General features: G+C 59.9%; 28 protein-coding genes. 13 read left to right on the forward strand and 15 right to left on the reverse strand.

All coding sequences use genetic code 11. From position 1 onward, the window contains the following. Positions 1 to 4: 4 nt before the first annotated feature. The 3 genes from lapG to ACA063_RS07420 all read right to left on the reverse strand — a co-directional run bounded on the left by lapG (position 5) and on the right by ACA063_RS07420 (position 1,793). Positions 5 to 712, reverse strand: coding sequence for a cysteine protease LapG (gene lapG, locus ACA063_RS07410; protein WP_497665348.1), 708 nt, complete (start codon positions 710 to 712; stop codon positions 5 to 7). A gap of 87 nt (positions 713 to 799) precedes the next feature. Further along, positions 800 to 1,195, reverse strand: coding sequence for a YbaN family protein (locus ACA063_RS07415; protein ID WP_497665349.1), 396 nt, complete (start codon positions 1,193 to 1,195; stop codon positions 800 to 802). Between the two features lie 10 nt (positions 1,196 to 1,205). Further along, entirely contained in the window at positions 1,206 to 1,793 is a 588-nt protein-coding gene (locus ACA063_RS07420; protein ID WP_162436857.1) for a UPF0149 family protein, read from the reverse strand. A 397-nt stretch (positions 1,794 to 2,190) separates the two neighbouring features. Between ACA063_RS07420 and recQ the strand changes: the two genes are divergently transcribed. The 3 genes from recQ (at position 2,191) to ACA063_RS07435 (ending at position 6,793) form a co-directional block, all read left to right on the forward strand. Beyond that, positions 2,191 to 4,317, forward strand: a complete 2,127-nt coding sequence (gene recQ / locus ACA063_RS07425) for a DNA helicase RecQ (RefSeq protein ID WP_497665350.1) — start codon at positions 2,191 to 2,193, stop codon at positions 4,315 to 4,317. Positions 4,318 to 4,436: 119 nt separating this feature from the next. Then, entirely contained in the window at positions 4,437 to 4,871 is a 435-nt protein-coding gene (locus ACA063_RS07430; RefSeq protein ID WP_194690684.1) for a MarR family transcriptional regulator, read from the forward strand. Positions 4,872 to 4,999: 128 nt separating this feature from the next. Further along, positions 5,000 to 6,793 carry a motility hub landmark protein FimV gene (locus tag ACA063_RS07435; RefSeq protein ID WP_497665351.1) on the forward strand — a complete coding sequence of 598 codons (1,794 nt, stop codon included), beginning with the start codon at positions 5,000 to 5,002 and terminating at the stop codon, positions 6,791 to 6,793. Positions 6,794 to 6,808: 15 nt separating this feature from the next. Here ACA063_RS07435 and ACA063_RS07440 read toward each other — a convergent pair whose 3' ends face one another. Further along, complete coding sequence (locus ACA063_RS07440) at positions 6,809 to 8,998, reverse strand: patatin-like phospholipase family protein (RefSeq protein ID WP_497665352.1); 2,190 nt, start codon at positions 8,996 to 8,998, stop codon at positions 6,809 to 6,811. Between the two features lie 71 nt (positions 8,999 to 9,069). Here ACA063_RS07440 and ACA063_RS07445 point away from each other — a divergent pair, with 71 nt between their 5' ends. Next, positions 9,070 to 9,357, forward strand: coding sequence for an Rdx family protein (locus ACA063_RS07445; protein ID WP_162436852.1), 288 nt, complete (start codon positions 9,070 to 9,072; stop codon positions 9,355 to 9,357). Here the strand turns inward: ACA063_RS07445 and ACA063_RS07450 are convergent. Further along, positions 9,351 to 10,244: a DMT family transporter gene (locus ACA063_RS07450; protein WP_497665353.1), complete on the reverse strand. Its 894-nt coding sequence runs from the start codon at positions 10,242 to 10,244 to the stop codon at positions 9,351 to 9,353. The two genes, ACA063_RS07445 and ACA063_RS07450, sit on opposite strands and share 7 nt — an antisense overlap. A 195-nt stretch (positions 10,245 to 10,439) precedes the next feature. Beyond that, complete coding sequence (locus ACA063_RS07455; protein ID WP_497665354.1) at positions 10,440 to 11,198, reverse strand: helix-turn-helix transcriptional regulator; 759 nt, start codon at positions 11,196 to 11,198, stop codon at positions 10,440 to 10,442. A gap of 135 nt (positions 11,199 to 11,333) precedes the next feature. Here ACA063_RS07455 and ACA063_RS07460 point away from each other — a divergent pair, with 135 nt between their 5' ends. Further along, on the forward strand, positions 11,334 to 12,149 hold the full coding sequence (locus ACA063_RS07460; RefSeq protein WP_497665355.1) for a UDP-2,3-diacylglucosamine diphosphatase: 816 nt from the start codon (positions 11,334 to 11,336) through the stop codon (positions 12,147 to 12,149). A 145-nt stretch (positions 12,150 to 12,294) separates the two neighbouring features. Here ACA063_RS07460 and ACA063_RS07465 read toward each other — a convergent pair whose 3' ends face one another. Further along, positions 12,295 to 12,885, reverse strand: coding sequence for an HD domain-containing protein (locus ACA063_RS07465; protein WP_497665356.1), 591 nt, complete (start codon positions 12,883 to 12,885; stop codon positions 12,295 to 12,297). Between the two features lie 28 nt (positions 12,886 to 12,913). Then, positions 12,914 to 13,225: an Mpo1-like protein gene (locus ACA063_RS07470; RefSeq protein ID WP_162436847.1), complete on the reverse strand. Its 312-nt coding sequence runs from the start codon at positions 13,223 to 13,225 to the stop codon at positions 12,914 to 12,916. Positions 13,226 to 13,386: 161 nt separating this feature from the next. Here ACA063_RS07470 and ACA063_RS07475 point away from each other — a divergent pair, with 161 nt between their 5' ends. Then, positions 13,387 to 14,448, forward strand: a complete 1,062-nt coding sequence (locus ACA063_RS07475; RefSeq protein ID WP_497665357.1) for an AraC family transcriptional regulator — start codon at positions 13,387 to 13,389, stop codon at positions 14,446 to 14,448. On the opposite strand, the gene ACA063_RS07480 is transcribed toward ACA063_RS07475, so the two are convergent. After that, positions 14,405 to 15,859: a TrkH family potassium uptake protein gene (locus ACA063_RS07480; RefSeq protein ID WP_497665358.1), complete on the reverse strand. Its 1,455-nt coding sequence runs from the start codon at positions 15,857 to 15,859 to the stop codon at positions 14,405 to 14,407. The genes ACA063_RS07475 and ACA063_RS07480 overlap by 44 nt on opposite strands. A gap of 121 nt (positions 15,860 to 15,980) precedes the next feature. On the opposite strand from ACA063_RS07480, the gene ACA063_RS07485 reads away from it, so the two are divergent. Beyond that, complete coding sequence (locus tag ACA063_RS07485) at positions 15,981 to 16,547, forward strand: NAD(P)H nitroreductase (RefSeq protein ID WP_497665359.1); 567 nt, start codon at positions 15,981 to 15,983, stop codon at positions 16,545 to 16,547. 122 nt (positions 16,548 to 16,669) lie between these two features. On the opposite strand, the gene ACA063_RS07490 is transcribed toward ACA063_RS07485, so the two are convergent. From ACA063_RS07490 to ACA063_RS07515, 6 genes are all read right to left on the reverse strand, one after another. After that, entirely contained in the window at positions 16,670 to 18,010 is a 1,341-nt protein-coding gene (locus ACA063_RS07490; protein ID WP_497665360.1) for a sensor histidine kinase, read from the reverse strand. 190 nt (positions 18,011 to 18,200) lie between these two features. Then, positions 18,201 to 18,650, reverse strand: a complete 450-nt coding sequence (locus ACA063_RS07495) for an LTXXQ domain protein (protein ID WP_497665361.1) — start codon at positions 18,648 to 18,650, stop codon at positions 18,201 to 18,203. A gap of 298 nt (positions 18,651 to 18,948) precedes the next feature. After that, positions 18,949 to 19,626: a response regulator transcription factor gene (locus tag ACA063_RS07500; RefSeq protein ID WP_162436841.1), complete on the reverse strand. Its 678-nt coding sequence runs from the start codon at positions 19,624 to 19,626 to the stop codon at positions 18,949 to 18,951. Positions 19,627 to 19,633: 7 nt separating this feature from the next. Then, positions 19,634 to 20,038 carry an SH3 domain-containing protein gene (locus ACA063_RS07505; protein WP_497665362.1) on the reverse strand — a complete coding sequence of 135 codons (405 nt, stop codon included), beginning with the start codon at positions 20,036 to 20,038 and terminating at the stop codon, positions 19,634 to 19,636. 111 nt (positions 20,039 to 20,149) lie between these two features. Next, positions 20,150 to 20,449, reverse strand: coding sequence for a YciI family protein (locus ACA063_RS07510; RefSeq protein WP_497665363.1), 300 nt, complete (start codon positions 20,447 to 20,449; stop codon positions 20,150 to 20,152). Between the two features lies 1 nt (position 20,450). Beyond that, the gene (locus ACA063_RS07515) at positions 20,451 to 21,047 is read right to left on the reverse strand and encodes a septation protein A (RefSeq protein WP_162436838.1); all 597 of its coding nucleotides are present in this window, start codon (positions 21,045 to 21,047) and stop codon (positions 20,451 to 20,453) included. An 87-nt stretch (positions 21,048 to 21,134) separates the two neighbouring features. On the opposite strand from ACA063_RS07515, the gene ACA063_RS07520 reads away from it, so the two are divergent. The 6 genes from ACA063_RS07520 to rluB all read left to right on the forward strand — a co-directional run bounded on the left by ACA063_RS07520 (position 21,135) and on the right by rluB (position 26,265). Beyond that, entirely contained in the window at positions 21,135 to 21,998 is an 864-nt protein-coding gene (locus tag ACA063_RS07520) for a PHP domain-containing protein (protein WP_497665364.1), read from the forward strand. A gap of 13 nt (positions 21,999 to 22,011) precedes the next feature. Then, positions 22,012 to 22,641 carry an L-threonylcarbamoyladenylate synthase gene (locus tag ACA063_RS07525; RefSeq protein WP_247289436.1) on the forward strand — a complete coding sequence of 210 codons (630 nt, stop codon included), beginning with the start codon at positions 22,012 to 22,014 and terminating at the stop codon, positions 22,639 to 22,641. Beyond that, a complete protein-coding gene (locus tag ACA063_RS07530) occupies positions 22,642 to 23,460 on the forward strand; it encodes a segregation and condensation protein A (protein ID WP_162436836.1) in 819 nt (272 codons plus the stop codon). 11 nt (positions 23,461 to 23,471) lie between these two features. Further along, positions 23,472 to 24,488: an SMC-Scp complex subunit ScpB gene (gene scpB / locus ACA063_RS07535; protein WP_497665365.1), complete on the forward strand. Its 1,017-nt coding sequence runs from the start codon at positions 23,472 to 23,474 to the stop codon at positions 24,486 to 24,488. Between the two features lie 144 nt (positions 24,489 to 24,632). Next, a complete protein-coding gene (locus tag ACA063_RS07540) occupies positions 24,633 to 24,824 on the forward strand; it encodes a DUF1289 domain-containing protein (RefSeq protein ID WP_497665366.1) in 192 nt (63 codons plus the stop codon). Between the two features lie 157 nt (positions 24,825 to 24,981). Further along, complete coding sequence (gene rluB, locus ACA063_RS07545) at positions 24,982 to 26,265, forward strand: 23S rRNA pseudouridine(2605) synthase RluB (protein WP_194690673.1); 1,284 nt, start codon at positions 24,982 to 24,984, stop codon at positions 26,263 to 26,265. Positions 26,266 to 26,675: the final 410 nt, after the last annotated feature.

The following is a 26,675-nucleotide window of genomic DNA, read 5'->3' on the forward strand; positions in this document are numbered from 1 at the left end:
ATGACTAGCCGTCGCCCACGGCGAACCCTTCGGTTTGCATTTTTTTCAAGACGTCCTGCCAGCGCGATAACTTCTTCGAGTCGCTGGAGCGTTTGCCGCCGTTTGCGCCGGGCAGGTACAGGCCTTCGGCGTTGAAGGCGTACACCGGCAACAGATCTTTGCGTTGGGAGGCGGGGCGGATTTCGCCGATCAGGTTGTCCAGCACCAACGGGGCGGCCGTGGGCGTGCTGTAGTACGTCAGCACCATGTGTGCCTGATTCTGGGTCAGGGCCTTGACGTAGGTGATGCGCAGTTTTTCGCTGGGAATGCCGAGCTCGCGCAGGCTGAAGTATTTCGCCAGGGCGTAGTCCTCGCAATCGGCTTTGCCCTTGATCAGGGACTCGACGGGGGTGGCCCAGTAGTCGGTCTGACCCCAGATGCGGGAGTCGTCCTGAAAGGTCAACTGCTGATTGAAGAAGCTATTCACCGCGGTGAGCTGCTCGCGCTCGGATTGATTGCGTTCGCTCTGCAGCAACTGGCCCCAGGCCTCGATTCGTTTTTGCGCCGGACCGAGAGGGCCGTAGCGTGTTTCGGCGGTTTGCAGGATCCGCGTGAAACTCCAGTCGGCAAAGACATTGCCCAGGCCTGCCAAAAGCAAACCTGTCAGCAGCAGCCATCCGCCGAACCGAAGTCGGAGCGTTGACCATCCTGGACTACGCCGGCGACGAGGCATATTAGGCTGCTCGGGTGCAGATGCGTGAAGTCTAGGCGGTGTTTTTAGCGGGGGAGGGTTGATCGTCGGCCTGTAAAGCAAAAGATCTCAGGGCTTGTGCAGCGTCTTTTGCCGAAGAATATAAATCGTCACCAGCACCGCGCTGGTCAGCATGAAGCCGCGGGCCCAGGGCAGGGGCACCAGGTAGCAGGAGAACAGGATGCTCACCCACATCAGCCCGATGGCGTAGACCTTGCCTTTGAGCGGGATGCCGTTGCCCTCGAGGTAGTCGCGAATCCATGGCCCAAGCCGTGGGTGCTCCACCAGCCAATGGTAAAAGCGTGGCGAACTGCGGGCGAAACAGGCGGCCGCCAGCAGGAGGAAAGGCGTGGTGGGCAAAACCGGCAGGAAAATCCCGATCACCCCCAACGCTACGCTGAGCCAGCCGATTGCCAGCAGCACGTAGCGCAACATCAGGGAGCGGTTGCCTATGGGGTTGTCCATAGGCAGAACCTTAGTGGTGACGTGGCTTGAGGATCGCCGGTTTTTCGTCTGGCGCTTGGCACAGCAGGTACAGCGCGGTCAGCGCTTCCGGGATCTGCACGATCATGTCGTCCATCAGGTTGGCGTCTTTGGCGATGTCTTCGAACTCGGGTTGTTCGTCGAACAGGCCCGAACCCACCATGATCGGCAGCAGCATCTCGCTGACTTCGTCTTCGGCGGTTTCGAACCAGGCCGCTTCGCGCAGGAACACGCCTTCCATGAAACCGATGCACCAGCCGCGCAGGTCGGAATCATCCGGGTCTTCGCCCAGGTCAAGCTCGCAAGGCAGTTCAAACTCTTCATCCGAGGCCAGCTGGCGAGCGATGTGAGCCTTGAGCGCGATCAGTGTGGATTCGATGGCTTCACGCTCGGTGTCATCAGCGTAATGTGGCTCTTCGGCGAACAGCGCGTCGATCCACTCACGGTCCGGCACGGTTTCGGAACAGATCGACAGGGCGGTGAGATAACCGTGGGCGGCCACGTAGTCCAGCGCCTCGTCATGCAGTTCATCGGCGTCGAGGAAGACTTGCAGGCGGGTAAGTTGCTCAGCGAAGGACATTAAAGGGCTACCTTGGGAATTAAACAGATGCGGGAATTCTAGGCCTTCTTGAGCAGTCAGGCCAGCCGCGCGGCATATTTGCGCTCGATACGCACGACCTGTCCCCTGTAGGAGCTGCCGAAGGCTGCGATCTTTTGATCTTGCTTTTTAAAGACAGGATCAAAAGATCGCAGCCTTCGGCAGCTCCTACAGGGGATCAGTGTTTGTCCTAATGTGTCTTCTCAGCGGCACCCTTTGAAGAGGAGGCGTCGGGTATACTCCCGCGTTTTGTGATGCCCTGCTGGCGTTGCGGCTGAGATGTGAAGCGTCATGCAATGCGCACTTACGATTCGTTGGTGCAATCTGCGTGGTTCTGAACCAGCCTTGCGGGGATGTTTCGGTGATTTTTGGAGTTTTTATGCTCGAACAGGCTCAACGCGTCCTCAAGGACATCTTCGGCTACGACAGTTTCCGTGGCCGCCAGGGTGCAATCATTGAGCGCGTGGCCAACGGCGGTGACGCCCTGGTGCTGATGCCTACCGGTGGTGGCAAATCGTTGTGCTTCCAGGTGCCCGCGCTGTTGCGTGAAGGCCTGGCGGTGGTGGTGTCGCCCCTGATCGCGCTGATGGACGATCAGGTGGCCACCCTCGAAGAGCTGGGCGTCGCTGCCGCTGCATTGAACTCGACCTTGAGCGCCGAGCAGCAACGAGACCTGGCAGCGCGTATCAAGCGTGGCGAGGTGAAGATGCTGTACCTCGCCCCCGAGCGCCTGGTTCAGCCGCGCATGCTGGCTTTTCTGCAAAGTCTCGAAATCTCCCTGTTCGCCATCGACGAAGCGCATTGCGTCTCCCAGTGGGGCCACGACTTCCGCCGTGAATACCTGCAACTGGGCCAGTTGGCGGAGCTGTTCCCCAACGTCCCGCGCATTGCATTGACCGCCACGGCCGACAAGCGCACCCGCGAAGAAATCGTCGATCGCCTGCACCTGCAGGATGCAGAACGCTTCCTGTCGAGTTTCGACCGCCCCAATATTTTCTACCGCATCGTTCCCAAGGAGCAGCCGCGCAAGCAGTTGCTGGCGTTCCTTGCCGAGCGGCGCAGCGATGCCGGGATCGTCTACTGCCTGTCACGCAAGAAGGTTGACGAAGTCGCCGTGTTTCTCAGTGAACAGGGCTTCCCGGCACTGCCGTATCACGCCGGATTACCCAACGAAACCCGGTCCCATCACCAGAAGCGCTTCCTTAACGAAGAAGGGCTGATCATGGTGGCCACCGTGGCGTTCGGCATGGGCATCGACAAGCCAAACGTGCGTTTTGTCGCTCACCTGGACCTGCCGAAATCCCTGGAAGCCTACTATCAGGAAACCGGGCGGGGTGGCCGTGATGGCCTGCCGGCGGACGCCTGGATGGCGTATGGCCTGCAAGATGTGGTGATGCTCAAGCAGATGCTGCAGAACTCCGAAGGCGATGAGCGCCACAAACGCCTTGAACATCACAAGCTCGACGCCATGCTCTCGCTTTGCGAAGAAACCCGCTGCCGTCGTCAAACCTTGCTGGCTTACTTCGACGAAGACATGCCGGAGCCGTGCGGCCATTGCGACAACTGCGTCGATGGCGTGCAGACCTGGGACGCCACCGAGCCGGCCCGGCAGGCGCTCTCGGCCATCTACCGCACCGGCCAGCGCTATGGCGTCGGGCATCTGGTGGATGTATTGCTGGGCAAGGACAACGAGAAGGTCCGCAGCTTTGGCCATCAGCATCTGTCGGTCTATGGGGTCGGCAAGGCGATGGGGGAGAGCGAATGGCGCTCCCTGTTTCGTCAGCTGGTGGCCCGTGGTCTGGCCGATATTGACCTCGAAGGGTACGGTGGTCTGCGTTTGAGTGACACGTGCCGGCCGTTGCTCAAGGGCGAAGTCACACTGGAGCTGCGCCGCGACCTCAAGCCGCAAACCACCGCGAAGAGCAGCAAGAGCCCGGCGAGCCAACTGGTTCGTGGCGAAGAGCGCGAGCAGTGGGAAGCGTTGCGCGCCCTGCGTCGCAAGCTCGCCGAAGAGCATGGGGTGCCGCCGTACGTTATCTTCCCGGATTCGACGCTGCTCGAAATGCTGCGCAGCCAGCCGACCTCTCTGGCGGAAATGGCCAGGGTCAGTGGTGTGGGTGCACGCAAGCTGGAGCGTTACGGCGAGGCCTTCCTCGAAGTGCTCGGCGGCCAGGTCGAAGCGCCGAAAGTGGTGGCCGACGTGCGCCACGAGCTGATCACGCTGGCCCGTGCCGGCATGACTCCGATGCAGATCGCAGGCCAGCTGCAATGTTCGGAGAAGAACGTCTACACCATGCTCGCCGAGGCGATTGGCAAGCAGCAGTTGTCGGTGGAGCAAGCCCTGGACCTGCCCGAGGATTTGATGGGCGAGATTCAGGATGCTTTCCTGGACGGTGAAGGGGAGTTGCCACCCGTTGCGGAAATTATTCCGCTGTTTGCCGGGCGGGTACCTGAGGGCGTTTTGTACTGTGTTCGGGCGGCACTTCAGTCAGAATTTGAAATTTAAATGACCCGTTACATTGATGTAACGATTCAGTACATAGCAACCCTTGCTTAGCGCCAACGGCCATGCTTAGCTGACTAATAATTAGGTTTTCTCTATTTCAGTCTAACCATGAGTTTTTTATGCCGTTAACCGACCAACACCGTTTTGGCATGCAATTAGCCCAAATGTCCCGAGGCTGGCGCGCCGAACTCGACCGTCGCCTTGCCGGCCTTGGGTTGTCCCAGGCGCGCTGGCTGGTGCTGTTGCACCTGGCTCGTTTCGAGGACGCGCCTACTCAGCGTGAATTGGCGCAAAGCGTTGGCGTCGAAGGGCCAACCCTGGCTCGACTCCTCGACAGTCTGGAAGGCCAGGGCCTGGTCCAGCGCCAATCGGTTCTGGAAGACCGTCGAGCGAAAAAAATCGTGCTTTGTGCCCCGGCCCGCCCGTTGATAGAACAGATTGAGACCATCGCCAACCAACTGCGCCAGGAACTGTTCGATGGCGTCGACGAGGCGGATTTGAAGATTTGCATGCGCGTCCACGGACACATACTGGCCAACCTGGAAAAATCTTGAGGCATTGCCTCCCGCAGGATTTTTGAGATACCCCGTTCGGCAGACTATAAAGAACTACTAGGCAATATCGCGTTCGTACCGGATGTGCGAACGCGTACAGGTTGGTTCTGGTTATCTAAGGGATGCTCATGCTCGAGAGTTGGCACGTTGTAGTACGGTATTGCGCCAGACTGGTTTTGGTCGGTGTTGCTGTCAGTTACTCGGCATTGGCCCCCGCGCTGGGGTTGGGTGACATCACCCTGCATTCGGCACTGAATCAGCCGTTGCGCGCAGACATCGCCCTGGTGGATGCCGCAGGACTGGAAGAGGGCGACCTATCGGTCAGCCTGGCGACGGCGGATGAATTCAGTCGTGCCGGTATCGAGCGCGTGTTCTTTCTCAATGACCTGAAATTCACGCCGATCCTTCGTGGTAATCGCAGCGTGATCCGGGTCAGTTCCAACAAGGTGGTCAACGAACCCTTCCTGAATTTTCTGGTGCAGCTCAACCAGCCCAACGGACGCGTGCTGCGCGAGTACACGGTGTTGATCGATCCGCCTGGCGCTCCGGGAATTGTCCCGGTCGTCGATGAGCCGGTGGCCAGCGCGGCAAATTCCCCGTTCCCCAGTGTCAAACCTGCAACTGCAGCGCCTGCTGCGGCGAAAAAAACGGCGCCAGCACCCAAAGTCGAACCTGTCGCAGTTACTCCGGCGATCGATCCCGTCGCCGAACAGTTGGCTGCCAGCGTGCTGCAAAATCAGCAACTCCAGGTGACCATCAGCGAGCTCAATACAAAACTTCAGGCCCAGGTCGAGCAGATCGCCGGCCAGAAAAAGCAGGTCACCGAGCTGCAAACCCAATTGGCAGAAATCAAGCAGGCGCCGCCAGTCGTGCCGGTCGCTGTGGCACCCGCTCCAGTCGCCGTGGAAGAACCCGAGGCCAGTCGTTGGCCACTTGTTTTGGGGTTGCTGGGTTTGGTTGGGTTGGTCGTCCTTTGGCTGTTTCTCCGGCGACAACGCCAGCGGGCCGAGGTCTCTACAGAGGCCTCACCCGTTACGCCGTCTCGACATGAACCGGTACTGGATCAGGCTGCGGCACCCGCTGTCATGGCTACCATGCTGAAACCCGCTCCCGATCGACATGATGAAAGCCCTGCAGGCGATGTGCTTGAAGGCGTGGGTATCTATATGGCCTATGGACGATTTTCCGAGGCCGCGGGTTTGTTGCACGAGGCATTGGCCAAGGATCCACAACGAAAGGATCTGGCCTTGCAATTGTTGGAGGTTCTGGGGAAACATGGCGGCGTAGCCGCCTATGAAACTCAAGAAAACAACCTGCGTGACGCCGGTGTTGACGAACAAACCCTTCAGGAAATTCGTGGTCGTCATCCCAAGCTGAACACTTTGGCGCCGATGGCTGCTGTAACGATGGCGGCTGCACCGATCATCGCGATTGCGACACCCACACCCGCGGCGCCGGTCGTAGCGCCCAACGATGACTTCCAGTTGAATCTCGACGACCTGTCGATGGACGCCAACTGGGATCTGATCAGTCCCTTCGACAACGCTCCATCCCCGGCAAAGCTCACTGAAACGCCGCATGCGGATGAGCCTGCGTTCACCTCCAACCTTCACGTCTTGCCCGATGTGTTCGAAATGCCTGACGAGCCGGCGTCGGACGACACAGAGCTTGAATGGAGCGCCGAACCGGATGCGCAATCGCTGGATGACGATTTTCTTGCCGAGTTCAGCGATCCCGACCAGTCCCTGGAGCTTGAGCCGCTGAATCTGGAGCCAGATAACGCCGGCAAGCTCGAACAGGCGCAGACCTGCATCGATGACGGCGACCTGGACAGTGCAATCGAGCTGTTGAACGAGCTGCTCAAAGAGGGCGACGAACCGCTCAAACAGACTGCCCGGAGCTTACTGGCGGGTATCCGCTGAAAGGTTTTCAAAAGACTAAAACGTCTGCCCCAGATTCAGATAAACCGCCTGTTCATCCGCATCGTTGAAGCCATAACTGAAATTCAGCGGCCCCAAGGGCGTGTCGAATCCGATGAACACGCTGGCCGCGTTGATGTAGCCGCTGTCGAATTCATTGTCATTGTTCCACGCCCGACCACGCTCCAGCGAACCGCCGACGTACAGCGGGAAGTCCAGCGGCAGGTAGGAACGCGGGGTCAGGCGTCGGTAATAAACCCCGCGCATCAGGCTGATGTTCTGCCCCGAAATGGCGTCTTCTCTAAAGCCCGACAGTTGCCGTGCGCCGCCGAGCAGGAAGCTTGAGGTGACCACGTTGGCGTCGTTCAGCGTGCGGCCATAACGACCGCCGAGAATGAAGGTGTCCGGGCCGCTGCTCAGGGCTTTGTCCAGTTTGAATTCCCATTGCCGATATCGCTTGTCCGAGCCCAGCCCTGGCTCGTACTGACGGAACGCCAGGCCGATGTCTTCGCCTTCATGAGGGAAGTAGACGTTGTCCAGTGAGTCGAACGAGTACTTGAGCTCATAGAACCCCTCATTGAAACTTTCGCTCGGCAAGTCCTGATCGCCAATGCGCACGTCCGCCTTGCCCCAGGCTTCGCCGACACCGAAACGCACCTCGCCGCTGTTGCCGATTTGGCGACCGACGTTCAGGCCGAAGCCGTAGCGCTCAACGCGATATTGCGCGATAGGGTCGTTTTCGAGGACAGCCTCGACGTTCTGCGCATCGAAGGCCGCATAGGGCGCGATGAAGTAACGCGAACCGACATCCAGCGGCTGATAGAACTCGCTGTAGAGTTCTTGCCGGTCACCTATCTGCACGCGGGTCAGCCATTCGGCACCCATGCGGTTGATACCGTTGACCCGATAGCTGGCACCCAGGTTAAACGCACTGTCGCCCCGCATGTCGTCTGAAAGATTCAGGCCGACGCGCAAATAATCCGTCCCGCTGCGCTTGCCCCGGGCGCTGATGATAAGGGTGTGGTCCTTGCCCTTGTGAGCGACGCGATACTGTACCTGCTCGAAGTAATCCAGCCCGTACAGCGTGCCCATGTCGGTTTGCAGGCGGCCCAGGTCCAGGGGTTCACCGATGTGCTGGCGGATGTAGTAACGAATGACGTCGTCGCCGACTTTCGAATCGTTTTCGACCTTGATCGCGGTGATGATCGGTGTGCGCTGACTCGGCGCGCGCGCAGCGTTCAGTTCTTCATCCAGTGACTGCGCGGGTTTGAGTTTTGTCAGGCGGGCATCGAGGATCCGCGTGGCGCGATAGCCGGCGTCGATCATTTCCTGAGCCCGGCCAAAGTCGGTGACGCCGAAGCTTGCCAGTGATGGCTGGATCAATATGTCGTCTTGATGCAGGGCGGCGAGTTGTTCTTCGGAGTTGCGGCGGGTCATCAGGGTGATGGACTGGTTCAAGACATCGACCACCGTGACCAGTTGTTTGCGATTACGCAGTGGTGTGCCGATGTCGACCACAATGGCAATGTCCACGCCCATTTCCCGGGCGACATCCAAGGGGATGTTGTCGGTCATGCCGCCATCCACCAATAAGCGGCCGTCCATTTCGACCGGTGCAAACACGGCCGGAATCGACATGCTGGCGCGAATCACCTGGGGCAGGTGACCCTTGCGGAACACCACTTTTTCACCGCTGGCAATGTCGGTCGCGACCGCCCGGAACGGAATCGGCAGCTTGTCGAAATCCCGGGTATCACTGGCGTGGGCCAGCAGACTTTCCAGGAGCAGTGCGAGGTTCTGGCCCTGAATGACGCCCAGGGGCAGACCCAGACTGCCGTCGTCGCGAAAGCTCAGTTTCTGTTTGACGAGGAAGTCGCGGTCATCCTGTTTGCGCCGGAACGGTACATCCTCCCGTGGCGGTGCATCGGACAGGGCTTGCTGCCAATCGATGTTCAGGGCGAGCTTCTCCAGCTCATCGATCTTGTATCCCGACGCATAAAGCCCGCCGACCACCGCCCCCATGCTGGTCCCGGCGATTGCATCGATCTGGATCCCTTGCTCCTCAAGCGCCTTGAGCACGCCGATATGCGCCAGGCCACGGGCGGCACCACCGGACAGCACCAGGCCGACTTTCGGTCGAGGTGTTTCAGCGGCCTGAACGATCAAGGGCAGGAGGCAGAGCAGCAGGCAGGACAACAGATGGCGCATCATGAATCTCGGGACGAGCGAAAAAGGCCGCTATTATAGCGGCGCCCTCTGTCTCAGGAGTTTTGTCGATCATGACTGCAAGTAAACCGGAAATCATCATCACTTATTGCACGCAGTGTCAGTGGCTCCTGCGCGCCGCCTGGCTGGCGCAGGAACTGCTCAGTACCTTTGGCGATGACCTGGGGAAAGTGTCGCTGGTGCCCGGTACCGGTGGGGTCTTTCACATCTTTTGTGACGATGTGCAGCTCTGGGAGCGCAAGGCCGACGGCGGCTTTCCCGAGGCCAAAGTATTGAAGCAGCGGGTCCGTGACCGGATTGATCCGGACCGCGATCTGGGCCACAACGACCGCACTCAGTGAGACGCGGCCTCTGCTGCGACGACCTTCTTGTTTGATCCGCCTGAAAGCCGGCTCGATACCACGATCGCCACAATGATCAGCGCACCGCCGATCAGCATGCGCAGCGTCGGATTTTCATCGAACAGCAGCCATGCCACGGTGATGCCGTAGACCGGCTCCAGGGTGAATACCACCGCAGCCGTTCGCGCCTTGATCACCGCGAGACTGGCAACGAACAGGCTGTGAGCGACGCCCGTGCAGAACACCCCGAGCAGCCCGATCCACAGCCAGTCCAGGGCGCGAACTTCGCTCAATTGCGGTGCCGCAACCGGCAGCAGGCACAGCGCGACCACCACGTTCTGACACAGCGCTGCCTGCACCGGCGGGATGCGCCCCGAGCTGGCGCGGTTGGTCAATGAAAGCAGGGCGAACAGCAAGCCGGATGCGATGGCCCACAACAGGCCCGTGGTGGCTCCGCTGGCCAGATCGAAGTCAGGCGTGACCAACACCAGTCCGACACTCACCAGCACCACCAGCAGGATTTCGTTAGCGCGAATGCGTTCGCGGAAAATCAGTCCTTCGAGGATCACGGTGAATGCCGGGAAGCTGGCGAAACCCAAGGTGGCAATCGCCACCCCGGCGACCTTCACGGCGATGAAAAAACTTACCCAGTGTCCGGCCAGCAACAAGCCGCTGAGCAGCAGTCGACGCCAGTCCACCGTTTGGAGTTTGCGCCACGGTGTATCACTGGCGAATCGCGCAAACACCGCCAGTGCCAGTACGGCGAAAGCCGCGCGACCGAAAACGATGACGGCGGGAGAGGCTGCGGCGAGTTTGCCGAACACACCGGTCAGGCCGAACATCAATGCGCCGATATGCAGGGCGCCTAAAGCAGTACGGGGAGTCATTGCGATCCTTGAGAAACCTGTTGAACCGGGCCGACCCATTCATCAAAGATAAACGCGGTCCCCTGTAGGAGCTGCCGAAGGCTGCGATCTTTTGATCTTTTCAAGATCGATGAAAGAAAGATCAAAAGATCGCAGCCTGCGGCAGCTCCTACATTGAATCGTGTGAAGGCCGTCATGTCTGTCGTCAGGCTACTGTCATTTGTCGCCAGCCTCGCGTCGCAATGCCCCGGGCGAGGCGCCGAATTCCCTCAGCACCGCTGCCGCGAAGGCACTTTGAGAGCTGTAGCCAACCTGACTGGCGATCTCGCCAATGGGCAACGCCGACCCGCGTAACAAGTCGACGGCCCGGTGCAGGCGGCGGCTGCGTATGTAGTCCATCGGCGTCTGTCCGCACTCGGCAACAAACCGCGCATGCAACCGGGCGCTGGACAATCCGGCAACACGGGCGAGGTCGGCCACTTGCAATGGGTAAGCCGCGTGCTGATCGATGTGTGCGTTCAGCGCAGCGTAGGGCAGACGCCGGCCACCCACGGTCTCGGGTCTGGCGTTATTGAGGCTCGCTAGCAACAGCACCGCGCCCTGTTGCGCGATCACCGGATCGTTGACCTGGCTTCCCGCCAGCCAGCTCACTAACTGACTCTGTCCCGCGTCCAGTGGCAGGCGTCCGGCGTTGTCGAGCAGGCGCCGGCTGGCTTCGGCGTGATCGCCCAGGGACTGTGAAACCCATTGGTCGCTCGGCACGTCCAGCACCAGGCACCGACTGCCATTGGCGCTGCCGCAGGCATGGTGAAAACCCGACGGTACCACCACAAAACTTTGCTGGACGACCTGACTGCCATGCCCGCCGACTTCGAAGTCCAGCGCGCCCGACAGCCCGAACACCAGTTGCGCGTGGTCGTGGCTGTGGACAATCAGGTCTTCTGTGTAGTGGCGTAGCGTGAGGATCGGTCTCATCGCAGGTCTCCCGGGCAAGGTTGTCAGTCTACACCGAGGTTACTGCAGCGCGCTGTCACAGGACTGACGCGCACCTGTCATGGACGGTTCACCCGGCCGGCGCACAGTTGCAAAAACAATCGCAGAGGGTTGCCCATGACCAGCGCCGAGTTCGTCAAACCCAGTCGCAAGCAGCGTGTGCGTACCTTGTGGATTTCCGACGTGCACCTGGGTACCCGGGATTGCCAGGCCGAGCACCTGTCGCAGTTTCTCAAGCGCTACCACACGGACAAAATCTACCTGGTCGGTGACATCATCGATGGCTGGAAACTGCGCGGCGGCATGTACTGGCCTCAGGCGCACACCAACGTGATTCGACGGCTGCTGACGATGAGCAAGCGCGGCACCGAAGTGATCTACGTCACCGGTAATCACGACGAATTCCTGCGCCGTTATTCCAAGTTGATTCTGGGCAACATCCATCTGGTGGACGAGGCGGTGCACGTCACGGCCGACGGTCGACATCTGTTGGTGATCCACGGTGATCAGTTCGATGTGATCACCCGCTATCACCGTTGGCTGGCCTTTCTCGGCGACTCGGCTTACGAATTTACCCTGACCCTCAACCGCTGGCTCAACCATTGGCGTGCACGGTATGGCTACGGGTATTGGTCGTTGTCGGCGTACCTCAAACACAAGGTAAAAACAGCGGTCAGCTTCATCAGCGACTTCGAAGAAGCCATCGCCCACGAGTGTGTGAAGCGCGAGTTGCACGGTGTGGTGTGCGGGCACATCCACCATGCCGAGATCCGCAAGGTCGGCGGGGTGGATTACCTCAATTGCGGGGATTGGGTGGAGTCATGCACGGCGTTGATCGAGCATTGGGACGGGTCGATCGAGTTGTACCGGTTGGCGGACGCGCAGGCGCGGGAGTCCGGGTTGAAGGCGGTGAAAGTAGCGGAGCCCGCTTAGAATTTGCAGTATCAGGGCCGGCCTCATCGCGAGCAGGCTCGCTCCCACATTGGGCCTTCAGTGTTCATCGATACGGTGCGTCACCGAAGAAACCCTGTGGGAGCGAGCCTGCTCGCGATGGACCGCGAAGTGGTCCCGGGATTAATCAGGCTGGCGCATGCTCTTCCATGGCCGCCTTGTAGATCGAGTTCCTGGGCTGCGCAAACAGCCGCTCCATCATCGGTTCGAAGAAGCTCAATGGCAGCGTGTCATACGCCGGATCAAACGCCGCAGCATCGTATTTGGCACAAAACTCGATCGTCGCTTGATACTGCGGATGCTGGCTGAATTGCTCGCGCAAATGCCTGTCCATCCCCAGGTGGTGAAAGAAGTAATAGCCCTGGAAAATCCCGTGCTTCTCGACCATCCACAAGTTTTCCGGGCTGACAAATGGCTTGAGGATCGCCGCCGCGATGTCCGGATGATTGTAGGAACCCAACGTATCGCCAATGTCATGCAGCAACGCACAGACCACATATTCCTCGTCGCGGCCATCGCGCCAGGCGCGACTGGCGGTTTGCAGGGAATGAGTCAGGCGATCCACAGGGAAGCCACCGAAATCACCTTCCAGCAACTTCAGGTGCGCCACGATCCGCTTCGGCAACTGCCGCGCGTAAGCACTGAAATCGGCGGCGATAATGGCCCAGTCTTCCTGGGTGCCGTCTTTCATGTGGGTGAAGCGGGCGTTGGCATTCATCGGTTTTCCTCGTGTGACGGTTGTGCACCTAGAACGGCACGCGACCCAGGATCATGTCGCGGTACATGACGAAATCGCCGAACAGGCTGTAAAGCGGGTGTTGAAAGGTGGCGGGACGATTCTTTTCGAAAAAGAAATGTCCGGCCCAGGCGAAGCTGTAACCGGCCAGCGGAAGCGCCAACAAGAGCCACCAAGCGCCTTTAGCAATGGTCAGCGCCAGGATTAAAATAACCAGGGACGTACCGATGAAGTGCAATCGTCGGCAAGTACTGTCGCTGTGCTCACTGAGGTAATACGGGTAGAACTCAGCGAAGCTGTTGAAACGCTTGGTGTTTTCCACGACTGCGATCTCTGTGGTTATTGTTCTGACGGCAAGTTGTTCTGCGGGTAGCTTATTTGAGTCTAGAGTGATCATTGGCATCAGCCAGTGACAATGGGCGCCACTTTAGTATCCTTCGGGAAATTTGCCGCGGTAGACGGCTCACCAAGACAGAAAACGCCATGAGCGAACGAACGACTTCTGCAAGCTGGGCGATGGGGATTGTCAAAGCACTGGAGATGGACGGCCTGGATTGCCGGGTTCTGTTCAAGCAGCTAGGGCTCGACTACGCATCACTGAATGATCCTGATGCGCGCTTCCCTCAAGACTCCATGACACGACTGTGGCAGCGTGCGGTCGAGCTGTCCGGCAACCCGGCGATCGGCCTGAACATGGGCAAGGTGGTGCGACCGGCCTCCTTTCATGTCGCGGGCTACGCTTTGATGTCCAGCCAGACCCTCGCCGAGGGCTTTCAGCGGCTGGTGCGGTATCAGCGGATCATCGCAGAAAGTGCAGACCTGAGTTTTCGTCTGCTGGATGAGGGGTATGCGCTGATTCTGACGGTGCATGGCGACCACTTGCCGCCGACCCGGCAAAGTGCCGAAGCTTCACTGGCCTGCGCCTTGGGGCTGTGCAGCTGGCTGACCGGACGTACCTTGCAGCCGCGCAAAGTGGTGTTTCAGGGGGCTCACCCCGCCAACCTTGAACCCTATAAACAAGCTTTCCACGCGCCGCTGGTGTTCGACGCGCCGTATGACGCGCTGATCTTCGAGCGTGCCGACATGGAGGCGCCACTGCCGACCGCCAACGAGGCCATGGCGCTGTTGCATGACCGGTTTGCCGGCGAGTACCTGGCGCGCTTTTCCGAGAGTCGCGTGACCCACAAGGCGCGGCAGGTATTGTGCCGTTTGCTGCCGAGAGGCGAACCCAAGCGCGATGCCGTGGCGCAGACGCTGCACCTGTCGCAGCGAACCCTGCAGCGACGACTGCAGGAAGAAGGCACCAGCTTTCAGACGCTGCTGGACGACACCCGGCGCGAGCTGGCCGAGCAGTACCTGGCGCAACCGACCATGACCCTTCTGGAAATTGCCTACCTGTTGGGATTCGCTGACCCGAGTAATTTTTTCCGCGCTTTTCGACGATGGTTCGACGCCACCCCAGGCGAATACCGGGCGCGGCTGTCGGGCATGCCTGCGCCGGTCAGTGACGCCAAAACGCCGGTATACACAGAACGAACACCGTAATGATCTCGAGTCGGCCCAGCAGCATGCCGAACGACAGAATCCATTTGGCAGCGTCCGGCAACGTCGCGAAATTGCCCGCAGGGCCAATGGTCTCGCCGAGCCCCGGGCCGACGCCTGACACGGTACTGGCCGCGCCGGTCAACGCCGTCATCCAGTCCACGCCGAGCAGCGACAGCAGCAGGGCGATCACGCAGATGGTGATGGCGAAGAAGAACGAAAAGGTCAGAATCGAACGCACGATCTCTTCGTCGAGACGGTGACCGTTGTACTTTTGCTTGATCACCGCACGTGGGTGGATCAACTGGTTAAGGTTGGCCTTGAGCAGGATGTAGGCCACCTGGAAGCGGAAAATCTTGATCCCGCCGGCGGTCGATCCCGAGCAGCCACCGACAAAGCCCAGATAAAAGAACAACATTAGCGAGAAATTACCCCACAAGCTGTAGTCCCCCAGCGCGAAACCCGTGGTGGTTACCACCGAGGTCACGTTCAGCGCCACGTGCCGCAAGGCCTCCAGCCAGTGCAACTGAGTCGTCCACCAGTACCAGGTGCTGAGTACCAGCCAGGTCACCAGCAACATGCCGAGCAAGCCTTGGACCTGTTGATCCTTGATCAACGCCCGACGGTTGCCGCGTAACGTTGCCACGTACAGGGTGAACGGCAGGCTGCCGAGGATCATGATGACGATCGCCACCCAGTGCACCGCGGGTTGCGTCCAGTTGGCCAGTGATTTGTCGGACGTCGAGAAGCCGCCGGTGGAGATCGCCGACATTGCGTGGTTGATCGCGTCGAACGGGCTCATTCCGGCCCACCAGAACGCCAGGCTGCCGAGAATGGTGATGCCGACGTAAGCTGCCACGATCAGGCGCGCCACCATATGAGAGCGGGGCATGACCTTTTCAGAGCGGTCCGAGGACTCCGTCTGGAACAGGCGCATGCCGCCGATGCGCAGCAACGGCAGAATCGCTACCGCCATGCCGATAAAGCCGATACCGCCGATCCAGTGCAGCAATGAGCGCCACATCAGGATGCCGGGTGACATGGTGTCCAGGCCGTTGAGTACCGTCGCACCGGTGGCGGTGATCCCGGACATGCTTTCGAAGAACGAGTCGGTGTAACTGATGTGTTGGGTCAGCAGGAACGGCAGCGCGGCGAAGATGCACACCACCAGCCAGCTGCTGACCGTCAGCAGGTACATGTCCCGGGGCCGCAGGTGCACGTGTTCGGGACGACCGGGGATGACCAGGGCCAGACCGGCGACAAACGTGATCATGCTGGCCCACAGGAAGGATGGCAGGTCGCTGGTGCGGTCGAAGATCAGCAGCGTGGCCATGGGCACGACCATGGCGATGGCCAGCGTGATCAGGAAGATGCCGATGATGAAACCAATTGTCCGTAAGGTCGGCAACGCCATGAAGTCCGCTCGGGCTGAAATAGGGAAGGGCGCCATTCTACCCGCGGGGCAGGGCATGTAAACCGGCATCCCTGCGGCACTTACCGCTAGAATAGCCAATCATTTTTAAAGGAGGTGGCCGATGCAGGCTCTCGACGCTTTGCTCAACCGTGTTTCCGTTCCCCGATTGCTCGAGCCGGCGCCGACCGCAGAGCAGCGTGAAGTGCTGTTTGCCGCCGCCATGCGTGCGCCGGACCATGGTCATTTGCAGCCGTGGCGCTTCCTGACCGTCGAAGGCGCAGCACGCGAGCAAATGGGCGAGCTGCTGGCCGAGGCCGCGAAGCTGCAGGACGGTGAAGTGTCCGACGCCGCGCTGGACAAGGCGCGTAACGGTCCGCTGCGTGCGCCGTTGGTGGTCGTGGTGATCGCGCGTTTGCAGGATCACGTCAAATACCCCAAGTCCGAGCAATTGCTGGCTGCGGGCTGTGCAGCCCACGGGATTCTGCTGGCGGCTTATGCCCAAGGCATTGGCGCAGTGTGGCGCACTGGTGAGCTGGCGTATTCGGCCCATGTGGCCAAAGGGTTGGGGCTGGCGGAAGGGGAGGAAGTGATCGCGTTTCTTTATCTGGGGACACCGCAGAAAGAACCGCGCATTGCGGAGAAAGTCGACCTCGCGGAATTTGTCAGCGCCTGGCCTGCTAACGTTTGAAGATCAAGAGATCGCAGCCTCGTTTCACTCGACAGCTCCTACAGGGATGTGTGTGAACCTGCCTTCACCTGTAGGAGCTGTCGAGTGAAACGAGGCTGCGATCTTTTTGTATCAACTCCGCATTACGGTTGGACTGTGGCTCCCGGTGCCAACGGTAATTCCAGGCTGGCCACGAACCCGCCGTCCGGGTGATTGGCCAGCACCAGACTCCCGCCATGTCGCTCCGCCGCCCGCCGCGCAATCGCCAGGCCCAAACCGTGGCCTGCCGCTGTCTGCCCCGGCGCTCGATAAAACGGCTCACCCAATTGGCCCAGGTGTTCGACCTCGACACCCGGCCCATGGTCGCGAACACTGACCACAATCCGCTCTCCCTGACGTGCTGCGTGCATTTCAATCGGCTGACCTGGCGGGTTGAAGCGCTGGGCGTTGCGCAGCAGATTGTCCACGGCGCGTTCGATCATCGTCGGCCAGCCTTTGAGGTTCAGCGGCGATTCGGCTTCCAAACGCACGGTCTGCTCCGGCGAACCGAGCTGGGCGTCTTTTTGCAGGGTGTGCAGCAGCGCATTGAGATCAATGTCTTCAGCGCTGGCGTTGTCGGCGTCAACCCGCGCCAATACCAGGATTTCGCTGATCAGGGCTTCGAGTCGGTCGCATTCGCGCGTCAGACGCGGCCAGAGTCTTTCGCGTTCTTCAGGGTTCGCCCGCTCGGCCAGTGCCAGGGCAATGCGCAGTCGGGCGAGCGGCGAGCGCAGTTCGTGGGAAACGTCACGCAACAATTGCCGCTGACTGCCGATCAGGCTTTGCAGGCGTGCGCCCATACGGTTGAAGTCGTTGGCCAGCACGCCGAACTCGTCGCGACGATTGGCCAGTTTGACCAGGCTGTTTTGCTGATACGTGGTTTGCCCGAGATCATGCACCGCGCCGCGCAGACGGCTGAGCGGACGCGTGATGGACAGTGTCACGAGCAGGCTGAACAAGGTCAGCACCACCAGCGCAATCCCCAGCGCACTCAATGGCCAGAGCAGGCTTTCGCGATGCCATGAATCGAGTTCCGGGTGCGGGATGCGGTAGATCAACAGGTAGGTGTTGCCGGTTTTTTCGCTGGTGTATTCATCGGTCAGACGACGCCACGGCAGACGGCGATCACCATCGTTCTGGCGCGCTTCGAAGGCGGCCGCCCGGCGTGGAAACGTGCCGCGAACCACCGGATCACCGCTCTCGTTGAGCACTTGAACGTCGATGTGATACTGGCGTTTGCGCTGCTCGAGAATGTCCTGGGCCGCTTCCTCACCCTGAGCTTCGTAGGTTTGTGTCCACTGTTCTGCCAGGGTATTGAGCCCCGGGTGGCGGCTGAGTATCCAGGCGTCCTGATTCAGCATGTGCCCCAGCAGAATGGAGAGACCTGCAACCAGAGCGATGGCCAGCCAGAAGCTGGCCAGAATACGCCAGAACAATGAGCGCACAGAAAATCCTCGAACAAACGCAGATCCCCTGTATGAGCGAGCCTGCTCGCGATAGCGCAGTGTCAGTCGATTAGCTTGGTTTGACACACCGCTATCGTCGGAACGCCGCCCGGAGCAGGCTCACTCCTACAAGGGTTTTGAATAGAGTCAGACCCAACGGTTGAGGCCGTTGGGTCCATGGGTCAGCTCATTATTGCGCTTTTTGCGGTTGTTGCGCTTTCCAGGCCTTGAACTCGGCCCATTCGGCGCGACGCTCTGCCTGTTTCTTCTGGATCTCGTCGAATTGCTTCACTTGATCCGGTTTCAGCAGGGCGCGTACATCCGCCTCGGCTTTTTTGTGATTGGTCGCCATTTCGTCTTTCATGGCTTTCTGGTCGGCTGGCGAGAGTTTCTCCAGGTACTTGTCGACCACTTGCTTACGCTCGTGCATCTGCTCGCCCATGATCTTGCGGATCTGTTCGCGCTGTTCGCGGCTCAGGTCCAGCTGGCTGTACGGGCCTTTGCCGTGCCTGTCATGCATCTGACCGCCGTGGCGTGGACCGTCCATCGGGCCACCCATCGGGCCTGTGCCTTCAGGCATCGCCATGGCAACGGTTGGCAGGGCGGTAGCGAACATCAGAGCGATAAGAGTCTTGCGCATGGTGAATCTCCTTGTCTCGTTCCCGGTACGTTCCGGATGAGTACAGATTACGGAGATCAAGGTCAGCGGCGGTCAGCGGAGCGTAAAGCTTGGGTAAAGACGGTTTCGGACCGTCCTTACAAACTCCGAGTCTCCGATTTCTTTTTTACGACGCATAACCTGTAGCAGCTGCCGAGCCTGCGAGGCTGCGTTCGAGTGCGCAGCGCTCGCCAGTTCGACGAATGCTGCGCATCCGAACGCAGCCTCGCAGGCTCGGCAGCTGCTACAGGAGACAACGCAGCACCTGCAGGGGCGAGTTTTAAAGGCTGTAGTAGTAACCGCGGCTGCGCAGGGCAACGATGCGAGGGCGGCCGTCGGGGTGCGGGCCGATTTTTTTGCGCAGGTTGCTGACGTGCATGTCCAGGCTGCGGTCGTACAGGGTCAGCTTGCGACCGAGGGCGATTTGCGCCAGTTCCTGTTTGTCCAGCGGTTCGCCGGGCTGCTTGAGCAGCGCTTCGAGCAGGCGGCTTTCCGAGACTGTGAGGGTGAATTCCTGTTCATCGATGCTGACCACGCCACGCACCGGGCTGAAGCACAGGTCACCCAGCTCTACCTGACTGGTCACGGCCACCGGATGGCTGCGACGCAACACTGCGCGCAGGCGGGCGGTCAGTTCCCGAGGATCGCAGGGCTTGGCCAGATAATCGTCAGCGCCAAGTTCCAGGCCCAGGATGCGGTCCAGCGGTTCCCCACGGGCTGACAGCATCAGCACTGGCAGGTCCGGGTGATCGCTACGCAATTGTTTGAGCAATTCCAGGCCGCTGCCGTCCGGGAGCATCACATCCAGCACCACGGCTGCCGGCGAAGTTTCAGCCAACGCGCGGCGGGCGCTTTGGCCGTCGTGGCACGCACGGACCTGAAAGCCTTCCTGGCTCAGCCAACTGCCCAGGAGCTCACACAGTTCCTGGTCATCATCAATTAATAACAACTCGCTCATGAATCACTCAATTTAACCATTGCCGACGTTTTCGACTTGCACCACTGGCGAAGATACCGCAGAGCAGTGCCAACAGTGCAACTCCCGCTCCCGTGACGAACCACTGTTGTTGATCGGTCAACAGACGCGGCTGCTGGGGGCTGGCCTGTGCTTCCTTGAGTTGCAGCTTGAGGCGCTGGTTCTCTTGGCGCAATCGGCTCAGTTGGGCGCTTTCGCGTTCGCCATCGTTACTTTGCAATTGTTTGCTCAGTACTTCTCGTTGCTGCTCGCTTGCCTGCAAACGTTGCTGCAGTTCGCTGATCTGGCTGCCGGCACTCGGGGAAACGGGCGTCGAACCGGCGCTCTCTTCACCTTGGGCGGTGCCCACCACCGACAACGTTACCAATATCAGACACAACGGACCCTTGCGCATCGCGACTCCTGATTCCAATCGGGTTATTGGGCAAGTTGTCGGCAGGCAAACGGGAATAATGAGCGATTGAGAGCACGATGAACCCACAAAGGTTCATCGTGCAGGAGCGTATCAGGGCAGAACTTGCTTGAACGGCTTGACCGAAACGTTGGCGTACACGCCGGCGGCGATGTACGGATCGGCGTCGGCCCAGGTCTGGGCGGCGCTCAGGGAATCGAATTCGGCAACGATCAGGCTGCCGGTGAAGCCCGCTGCGCCCGGATCATTGCTGTCGACCGCCGGGTGTGGGCCGGCCAATACGATACGGCCTTCGCCCTTGAGCTGTTGCAGGCGCTCGAGGTGCGCAGGTCGCGCGGCCAGGCGGGCTTCCAGGGAGTTGGCGACGTCTGTGGCAATGATTGCGTAAAGCATGTCAGTCCTCGGTTTTTGGAGTTGTGGTATCGGCGTCGTGCAGGTGGCGGGACAAGTAAATGCCCTGGCCGACCAGGAACAGCAAGGTCATGCCCAGGCTACCGAAGACCTTGAAGTCGACCCAGTAGCTCTGGAATGTGAAGGCGACGAACAGGTTGGCCGCACCGCAGAACAGGAAAAACGCGATCCAGGCAATGTTCAGGCGGGTCCAGACCGGATCCGGCAGCGTCAGCGCGTGGCCCATGATGCGTTTGATCAGCAGGCGGTCACCGATGAAGTGGCTGCCGATGAATGCCAGGGCGAACAGCCAGTTGACCACGGGCGCTTTCCATTTAAGGAAGGTCTCGCTGTGGAAGGCCAGGGTCAGGCTACCGAAGACCAGGCAGGCGATGAGGGTCAGCCACTGGCTCTTCTCCAGCTTACGCTGAGTGATGAACAGCGCGCCGTACACCACCAGGGAACTGATGATCAGCATGGCGGTGGCGCTGTAGATACCGCCTACAGTCAACTCATGGCCGGCGATGTCGACGACCCGGGGATCGAGTTTGTAGACGATGAAAAACAGGAGAAGCGGGATGAAATCGATGAATTGTTTCACAGTGGCAGCCAGAAGCAGGATGTGGCGGCATAATAACAAACATATGGGCGCGCGATAGCGCCAGCTGATTTGAGGTAATACATCCCCGTGAATGTTGATTTGCACTGCCATAGCACGGCCTCCGACGGCGCACTGGCGCCCAGGGTTTTGGTCGAGCGTGCGTTCGAGAAAGGCGTGCGAGTCCTGGCCTTGACCGATCACGACACCCTCGAAGGGCTCGATGAGGCCCGTACGACGGCAACGGCGCTGGGGATGCAGTTGGTCAACGGCGTCGAATTGTCCTGCACCTGGGGCGGTGCCACCATCCACGTGCTGGGCTACGGTTTCGATGTCAACGCGCCTTCATTGGTCGAAGCCATCGCCAAACTGCACGATGGTCGCTGGCTACGGTCCGAAGAGATAAGCCGCAAGCTCGCACTCAAGGGCATGCCCGGAGCGCTGGAGGGCGCCCGGGCCATTCAGCAGGAACTGGGTGACAGCGGCAATGCGCCGGCCCGTCCGCATTTCGCTGACTGGATGGTGCGCGAAGGTTTCGTCAAGGACCGCGCTGAAGCGTTCCGCAAATGGCTGGGTGCCGGCAAGCTGGGGGACGTCAAGCAGCATTGGCCGACTCTCGAGGAGACCGTCGAAACCCTACGGGCCGCGAAGGCCTGGGTGAGCCTCGCGCATCCCTGGCACTACGATTTCACTCGCAGCAAACGTCGTCGGCTGATTTCTGACTATATTCAAGCAGGGGGCCACGCAATCGAAGTGGTCAATGGCCATCAGCCTGCAGAGCAAGTGGGTAGCCTGGCGATTCTTGCCCGTGAGTTCGGTCTGCTGGTCAGTGCCGGCAGTGATTTTCATGGCCCTGGAGGCTGGTCCGAGATCGGTGAATATCGCCCGCTCCCGGAGGATCTGCCACCACTTTGGTGTCGATTCAAACATGACCCAATTATTGCCGCCGTCTGAACAGGTAGAAAATGTGAGTCAATTTTTCCAGATTCATCCGGAAAACCCGCAAGCGCGCCTGATCAAACAGGCTGTCGAGATCATCCGCAAAGGCGGGGTGGTGATTTATCCCACAGACTCGTCCTACGCCATTGGTTGCCAGATCGGCGACAAGAATGCCGTGGAGCGCGTGCGCCGATTGAGACAGCTGGATGAAAAGCACAACTTTGCGCTGATTTGCAGTGACCTGTCGCAGTTGGGCCTGTTCGCCAAGATCGATACCGGCACCTTCCGGTTGCTCAAGGCCCATTTGCCGGGGCCTTACACCTTCATTCTCAACGCCACCCGCGAAGTCCCGCGGCTGTTGCTGCACCCGAAAAAACGCACCATCGGCCTGCGCGTGCCGAGCCATCCAATTGCCCTGGCATTACTGGAAGAGCTGGGTGAGCCCTTGATGAGCGTGACGCTGATCATGCCGGGGGACACCGATCCACTGACGGATCCTTACGAAATGCGGCAGATGCTTGAACATCAGGTCGACCTGATCATTGACGGCGGCTTTGGCGGGATCAAGGCGTCCACCGTGATCAACCTCGCCGATGGCGAACCGGAAGTCATTCGTGTCGGTTGTGGCGACCCTGCGCCGTTCATGGCCGAGGCCTAGATGTCTGCAGTAGAACCCGTCGACAGTCAGGCCGGTGCCCAGCAAGAGCTGCCTTTCGCCATGGTCTATGGCCAGGCGGTCATGGAAATGCCGCTGGACCTGTACATTCCGCCTGATGCCCTGGAAGTCTTCCTCGAAGCGTTCGAAGGTCCACTCGACCTGTTGCTGTACCTGATCCGCAAACAGAACATCAACATCCTCGATATCCCGGTGGCGGAAATTACCCGTCAGTACATGGGCTATGTCGAGTTGATGCAGACGGTGCGCCTGGAGCTGGCCGCCGAGTATCTGGTGATGGCTGCGATGCTGGCCGAAATCAAATCGCGGATGCTGTTGCCCCGTGCAGAATCGATTGAAGCCGAAGAAGACGACCCGCGCGCCGAGCTGATCCGCCGCTTGCAGGAGTACGAGCGTTTCAAGGCGGCGGCTGAAGGCATTGATGGTCTCAGTCGTGTAGGTCGTGATGTTGTGGTGCCCAAGCTCGATGCCCCCGAGGCGCGTGCGCGCAAGCTGGTGCCGGACGTGAGCCTGGAAGAGTTGCTGATGTCCATGGCCGAGGTCCTGCGCCGTGGCGATATGTTCGAAAGTCACCAGGTCAGTCGTGAGGCGTTGTCCACGCGAGAACGCATGAGTGATGTACTGGAGCGGCTCAAGGGCGGTGGTTTCGTGCCCTTTGTCGAGCTGTTCACTGCCGAAGAAGGGCGCCTGGGGGTGGTGGTGACCTTTATGGCGATCCTCGAATTGGTCAAGGAATCCCTGGTCGAGCTGGTGCAGAATGAGCCGTTCGCGGCGATCCACGTGCGGGCCCGAGCCGAATAACGAGTTGAATCATGAACCTGACTGAACCACGCGAGCTGGCGCCATTGCTTGAAGCCTTTCTGTTGGCCTCGGGAAAGCCGCAATCGCTTGAACGCCTGTTCGAACTCTTTGAAGAGGGTGAGCGACCAGAACCGCCCGTTTTCAAGAAAGCGCTGACGATCCTGGCCAAGTCCTGTGACGGCCGCGCCTTCGAGCTGAAGGAGGTTGCCTCGGGCTATCGCTTGCAGATTCGCGAAACATTCTCGCCGTGGGTCGGCCGCTTGTGGGAAGAGCGCCCCCAGCGTTACTCCCGCGCCATGCTCGAAACCATGGCGCTCATCGCCTATCGCCAACCCATTACCCGGGGTGAAATCGAGGACGTGCGGGGCGTGGCGGTCAACAGTCACATCGTCAAGACGCTGCTTGAACGCGAGTGGATCCGCATCGTCGGCTACTGTGACGTGCCCGGAAAACCGGCGATGTTCGCGACCACCAAGGTGTTTCTCGATCACTTCAACCTGAAGAACCTCGACGATCTGCCGCCGCTGGCGGAGCTGCGAGAGCTGGAACCGGATCCAGTGCTTGATTTCGACGATGCTCCGGTGCCCGCGAGTCTGCAGGCGTTGGCGGATGCCAGTGCCGAACAGGAAGAGCCGAAGGAAGAAACCAGCTTCCATACGCTATTGCTGGAGCTGGACACCATGGAAGACGGGATCAAGACCGACTTCGATGACCTCCTGCGCGATGGGGCGGTAACTCAGAGCGAAGAGTTTCAGGATCAACCTGAACCTGGGATTGAAGTTGAACTTGAGGTTGAGGTCGAGCCTGAACCTGCGATTGAAGTTGAACTTCAGGCAGAGCCTGACGACACACTTGAAGAGGAACAGGACGACGATGTGCTCGGCGTTGCCGAAGCTCGCGAGAAACTCCTGGCCGCCGTCGCTGCCCTTGAACAGCAAAAGCCCGAGCCCGAGTTAAGCGACGAAGAAGCCGAAGCCCGCGCCCTGGCCGAAGCAATTGAAGCCGAACGCCGCGAATTCGAAGACTGACCCAAACCCTGCGTGCAATGAAGATCCTTGTGGGAGCGGGCTTGCCCGCGATGAGGGCGTGCCAGTCGACATTCTTGCTGCCTGACCCACCGCGATCGCGGACAAGCTCGCTCCCACAGGGTTTTGTGTTACCTGGAGTATGTGATGAGCTCAACCAAAGACCCCTGCATCAGCATCTGCAAATTCACCGACGATATCTGCGTCGGCTGCGGTCGCAGCAAGCGCGAGATCAAGGCCTGGAAGAAACTCGACAAGGTCGACAAACGTTCGGTGCTCGCCGAAGCGGCACTGCGCTTGATCAAGCTCGGCGCCACCGGTCGGCGGAAAAGCAAATAACCTTGCATCAATCAGCTAGTCTCTGATGCGCGAACGCCGTCATGAGCGTATGATTCGCGACCCTTCGGCGACTGCTTCGCCAAAGTACCCAGATTTACATCGCTTCAGGTCGCTCAATTCAGGGCTTCCTGAACAGACCACACCGGGAGGTGCCCAGATGAGTATCAACGACCAGAAAGACGACCAGGAAATCGGCCCAGCAGGCGAAAAACTGCAGAAAGTCCTCGCCCGTATCGGCGTCGGCTCGCGCCGTGACGTAGAAGCCTGGATCAGCCACGGCCGCATCAAGGTCAATGGCAAAGACGCCACCCTCGGTCAGCGCGTCGACCTGCATGACGCCATCACCATCGATGGCAAGGTGATCAAGCGCGAAGAAGCCGCCGAGTCGGTGCGCCGTGTGATCATGTACAACAAGCCCGACGGTGAGATCTGCACCCGTAACGACCCGGAAGGCCGTCCAACCGTATTCGACAAGATGCCGCGCCCGAAAGAAGGCCGCTGGATCAACATCGGTCGTCTGGACATCAACACTACCGGTCTGCTGATGTTTACCACCGACGGTGAACTCGCCAACCGCCTGATGCACCCGTCCTACGAAATGGACCGTGAATACGCGGTGCGTGTTCGTGGTGAAGTCGATGACGAGATGATCGAGCGTTTGAAAGCGGGCGTCGTCCTCGAAGACGGTCCGGCCAAGTTCACCGACATCAAGCAGGCACCAGGAGGCGAAGGCTTCAACCACTGGTACCACTGCGTGGTGATGGAAGGTCGTAACCGCGAAGTTCGTCGTCTGTGGGAATCCCAGGGCCTGGTGGTCAGCCGCCTGAAGCGCGTGCGTTTCGGTCCGGTGTTCCTCAACTCCGACCTGCCGATGGGCCGCTGGCGCGAAATGAGCCAGTACGAAGTCGACATTCTGAGTGCTGAAGTGGGCTTGACCCCAGTGGCCATGCCGCAGATGAACGCCAAGAGCAAAGACAAGCTCGAGCGTATGCAACGTAAATCGTCCCGTCCGATGGGCACTACCGAGCGCGTACGCACACTGCGTCCTGCGGCAGGCGCACCGGCTGCCGGTCCTCGTCCAGCCCGTGAGCCGCATATCGAAGGCGAACGTCCTGCCCGCAAACCGGCAGCGCCTCGTGCCGATGGCGAGCGCGGTCCACGCACTCCGCGTCCGGCCAACGGTCGCACTGAACGTGGCGAAGGCCGCGGCGCGCCTACGGGCGGTCGCAGTGATCGCGGCGCACCGGCTGGTCGTGGTGAATCAGGTCGTGGAACGCCAGTGGCGGATCGTCCGACCGATACCAAGCGTCCGGCCAAGCCTGCGCCGAAAAAACGCCCAGGCATCGTTCTGGTCGACAAAGACGCGCCATCGGGCAAGCGTCGTGGTGCGCCAGCCGGTTCGGGCCAGCGTCCGGGCTTCGGTCGCCGCAAGCCTGAGTAATCGGTAAGCGGCACATGAAAAACGCCAACCTTCGGGTTGGCGTTTTTTTTTGCCGCCTTTAATGATGTGGTGAATTCAAGGGCCTCTTCGCGAGCAAGCCCGCGCCCACATTGATTCAAGATGTACCAGAGAGTGCGTACGCCCATTTACCCTGTGAGAGCCGAGCTTGCTCGCGATGGCGTCTGCGGCCATTCCATCCAATTGCGGAATGGAAAACCTGCGTTACGGCCTGTAACGAAAAACTTACGAAATTCCCCGATTCATCCAGCGCAATCGACACTTCCTGAATTCTGTAAGGAATTCCTTCCGTCGGGCGCTTCGATGACCCCTCGCCAGCGCTCTGGCCCGCTTGTTTCAGCCTCCATAGAAGGATCAGATGCGCCCCATGCCTGCCGTGCAGGTGCATAAAA

It is taken from the genome of Pseudomonas sp. LBUM1643, assembly GCF_059716215.1.

Excerpts from the sequence above, each read along its gene's own strand:
- lapG (WP_497665348.1), bottom strand. The coding sequence starts at position 712 with ATGCCTCGTCGCCGGCGTAGTCCAGGATGGTCAACGCTCCGACTTCGG.
- ACA063_RS07415 (WP_497665349.1), bottom strand. The coding sequence starts at position 1,195 with ATGGACAACCCCATAGGCAACCGCTCCCTGATGTTGCGCTACGTGCTG.
- ACA063_RS07420 (WP_162436857.1), bottom strand. The coding sequence starts at position 1,793 with ATGTCCTTCGCTGAGCAACTTACCCGCCTGCAAGTCTTCCTCGACGCC.
- recQ (WP_497665350.1), top strand. The coding sequence starts at position 2,191 with ATGCTCGAACAGGCTCAACGCGTCCTCAAGGACATCTTCGGCTACGAC.
- ACA063_RS07430 (WP_194690684.1), top strand. The coding sequence starts at position 4,437 with ATGCCGTTAACCGACCAACACCGTTTTGGCATGCAATTAGCCCAAATG.
- ACA063_RS07435 (WP_497665351.1), top strand. The coding sequence starts at position 5,000 with ATGCTCGAGAGTTGGCACGTTGTAGTACGGTATTGCGCCAGACTGGTT.
- ACA063_RS07440 (WP_497665352.1), bottom strand. The coding sequence starts at position 8,998 with ATGCGCCATCTGTTGTCCTGCCTGCTGCTCTGCCTCCTGCCCTTGATC.
- ACA063_RS07445 (WP_162436852.1), top strand. The coding sequence starts at position 9,070 with ATGACTGCAAGTAAACCGGAAATCATCATCACTTATTGCACGCAGTGT.
- ACA063_RS07450 (WP_497665353.1), bottom strand. The coding sequence starts at position 10,244 with ATGACTCCCCGTACTGCTTTAGGCGCCCTGCATATCGGCGCATTGATG.
- ACA063_RS07455 (WP_497665354.1), bottom strand. The coding sequence starts at position 11,198 with ATGAGACCGATCCTCACGCTACGCCACTACACAGAAGACCTGATTGTC.
- ACA063_RS07460 (WP_497665355.1), top strand. The coding sequence starts at position 11,334 with ATGACCAGCGCCGAGTTCGTCAAACCCAGTCGCAAGCAGCGTGTGCGT.
- ACA063_RS07465 (WP_497665356.1), bottom strand. The coding sequence starts at position 12,885 with ATGAATGCCAACGCCCGCTTCACCCACATGAAAGACGGCACCCAGGAA.
- ACA063_RS07475 (WP_497665357.1), top strand. The coding sequence starts at position 13,387 with ATGAGCGAACGAACGACTTCTGCAAGCTGGGCGATGGGGATTGTCAAA.
- ACA063_RS07480 (WP_497665358.1), bottom strand. The coding sequence starts at position 15,859 with ATGGCGTTGCCGACCTTACGGACAATTGGTTTCATCATCGGCATCTTC.
- ACA063_RS07485 (WP_497665359.1), top strand. The coding sequence starts at position 15,981 with ATGCAGGCTCTCGACGCTTTGCTCAACCGTGTTTCCGTTCCCCGATTG.
- ACA063_RS07495 (WP_497665361.1), bottom strand. The coding sequence starts at position 18,650 with ATGCGCAAGACTCTTATCGCTCTGATGTTCGCTACCGCCCTGCCAACC.
- ACA063_RS07500 (WP_162436841.1), bottom strand. The coding sequence starts at position 19,626 with ATGAGCGAGTTGTTATTAATTGATGATGACCAGGAACTGTGTGAGCTC.
- ACA063_RS07505 (WP_497665362.1), bottom strand. The coding sequence starts at position 20,038 with ATGCGCAAGGGTCCGTTGTGTCTGATATTGGTAACGTTGTCGGTGGTG.
- ACA063_RS07510 (WP_497665363.1), bottom strand. The coding sequence starts at position 20,449 with ATGCTTTACGCAATCATTGCCACAGACGTCGCCAACTCCCTGGAAGCC.
- ACA063_RS07530 (WP_162436836.1), top strand. The coding sequence starts at position 22,642 with ATGTCTGCAGTAGAACCCGTCGACAGTCAGGCCGGTGCCCAGCAAGAG.
- scpB (WP_497665365.1), top strand. The coding sequence starts at position 23,472 with ATGAACCTGACTGAACCACGCGAGCTGGCGCCATTGCTTGAAGCCTTT.
- ACA063_RS07540 (WP_497665366.1), top strand. The coding sequence starts at position 24,633 with ATGAGCTCAACCAAAGACCCCTGCATCAGCATCTGCAAATTCACCGAC.
- rluB (WP_194690673.1), top strand. The coding sequence starts at position 24,982 with ATGAGTATCAACGACCAGAAAGACGACCAGGAAATCGGCCCAGCAGGC.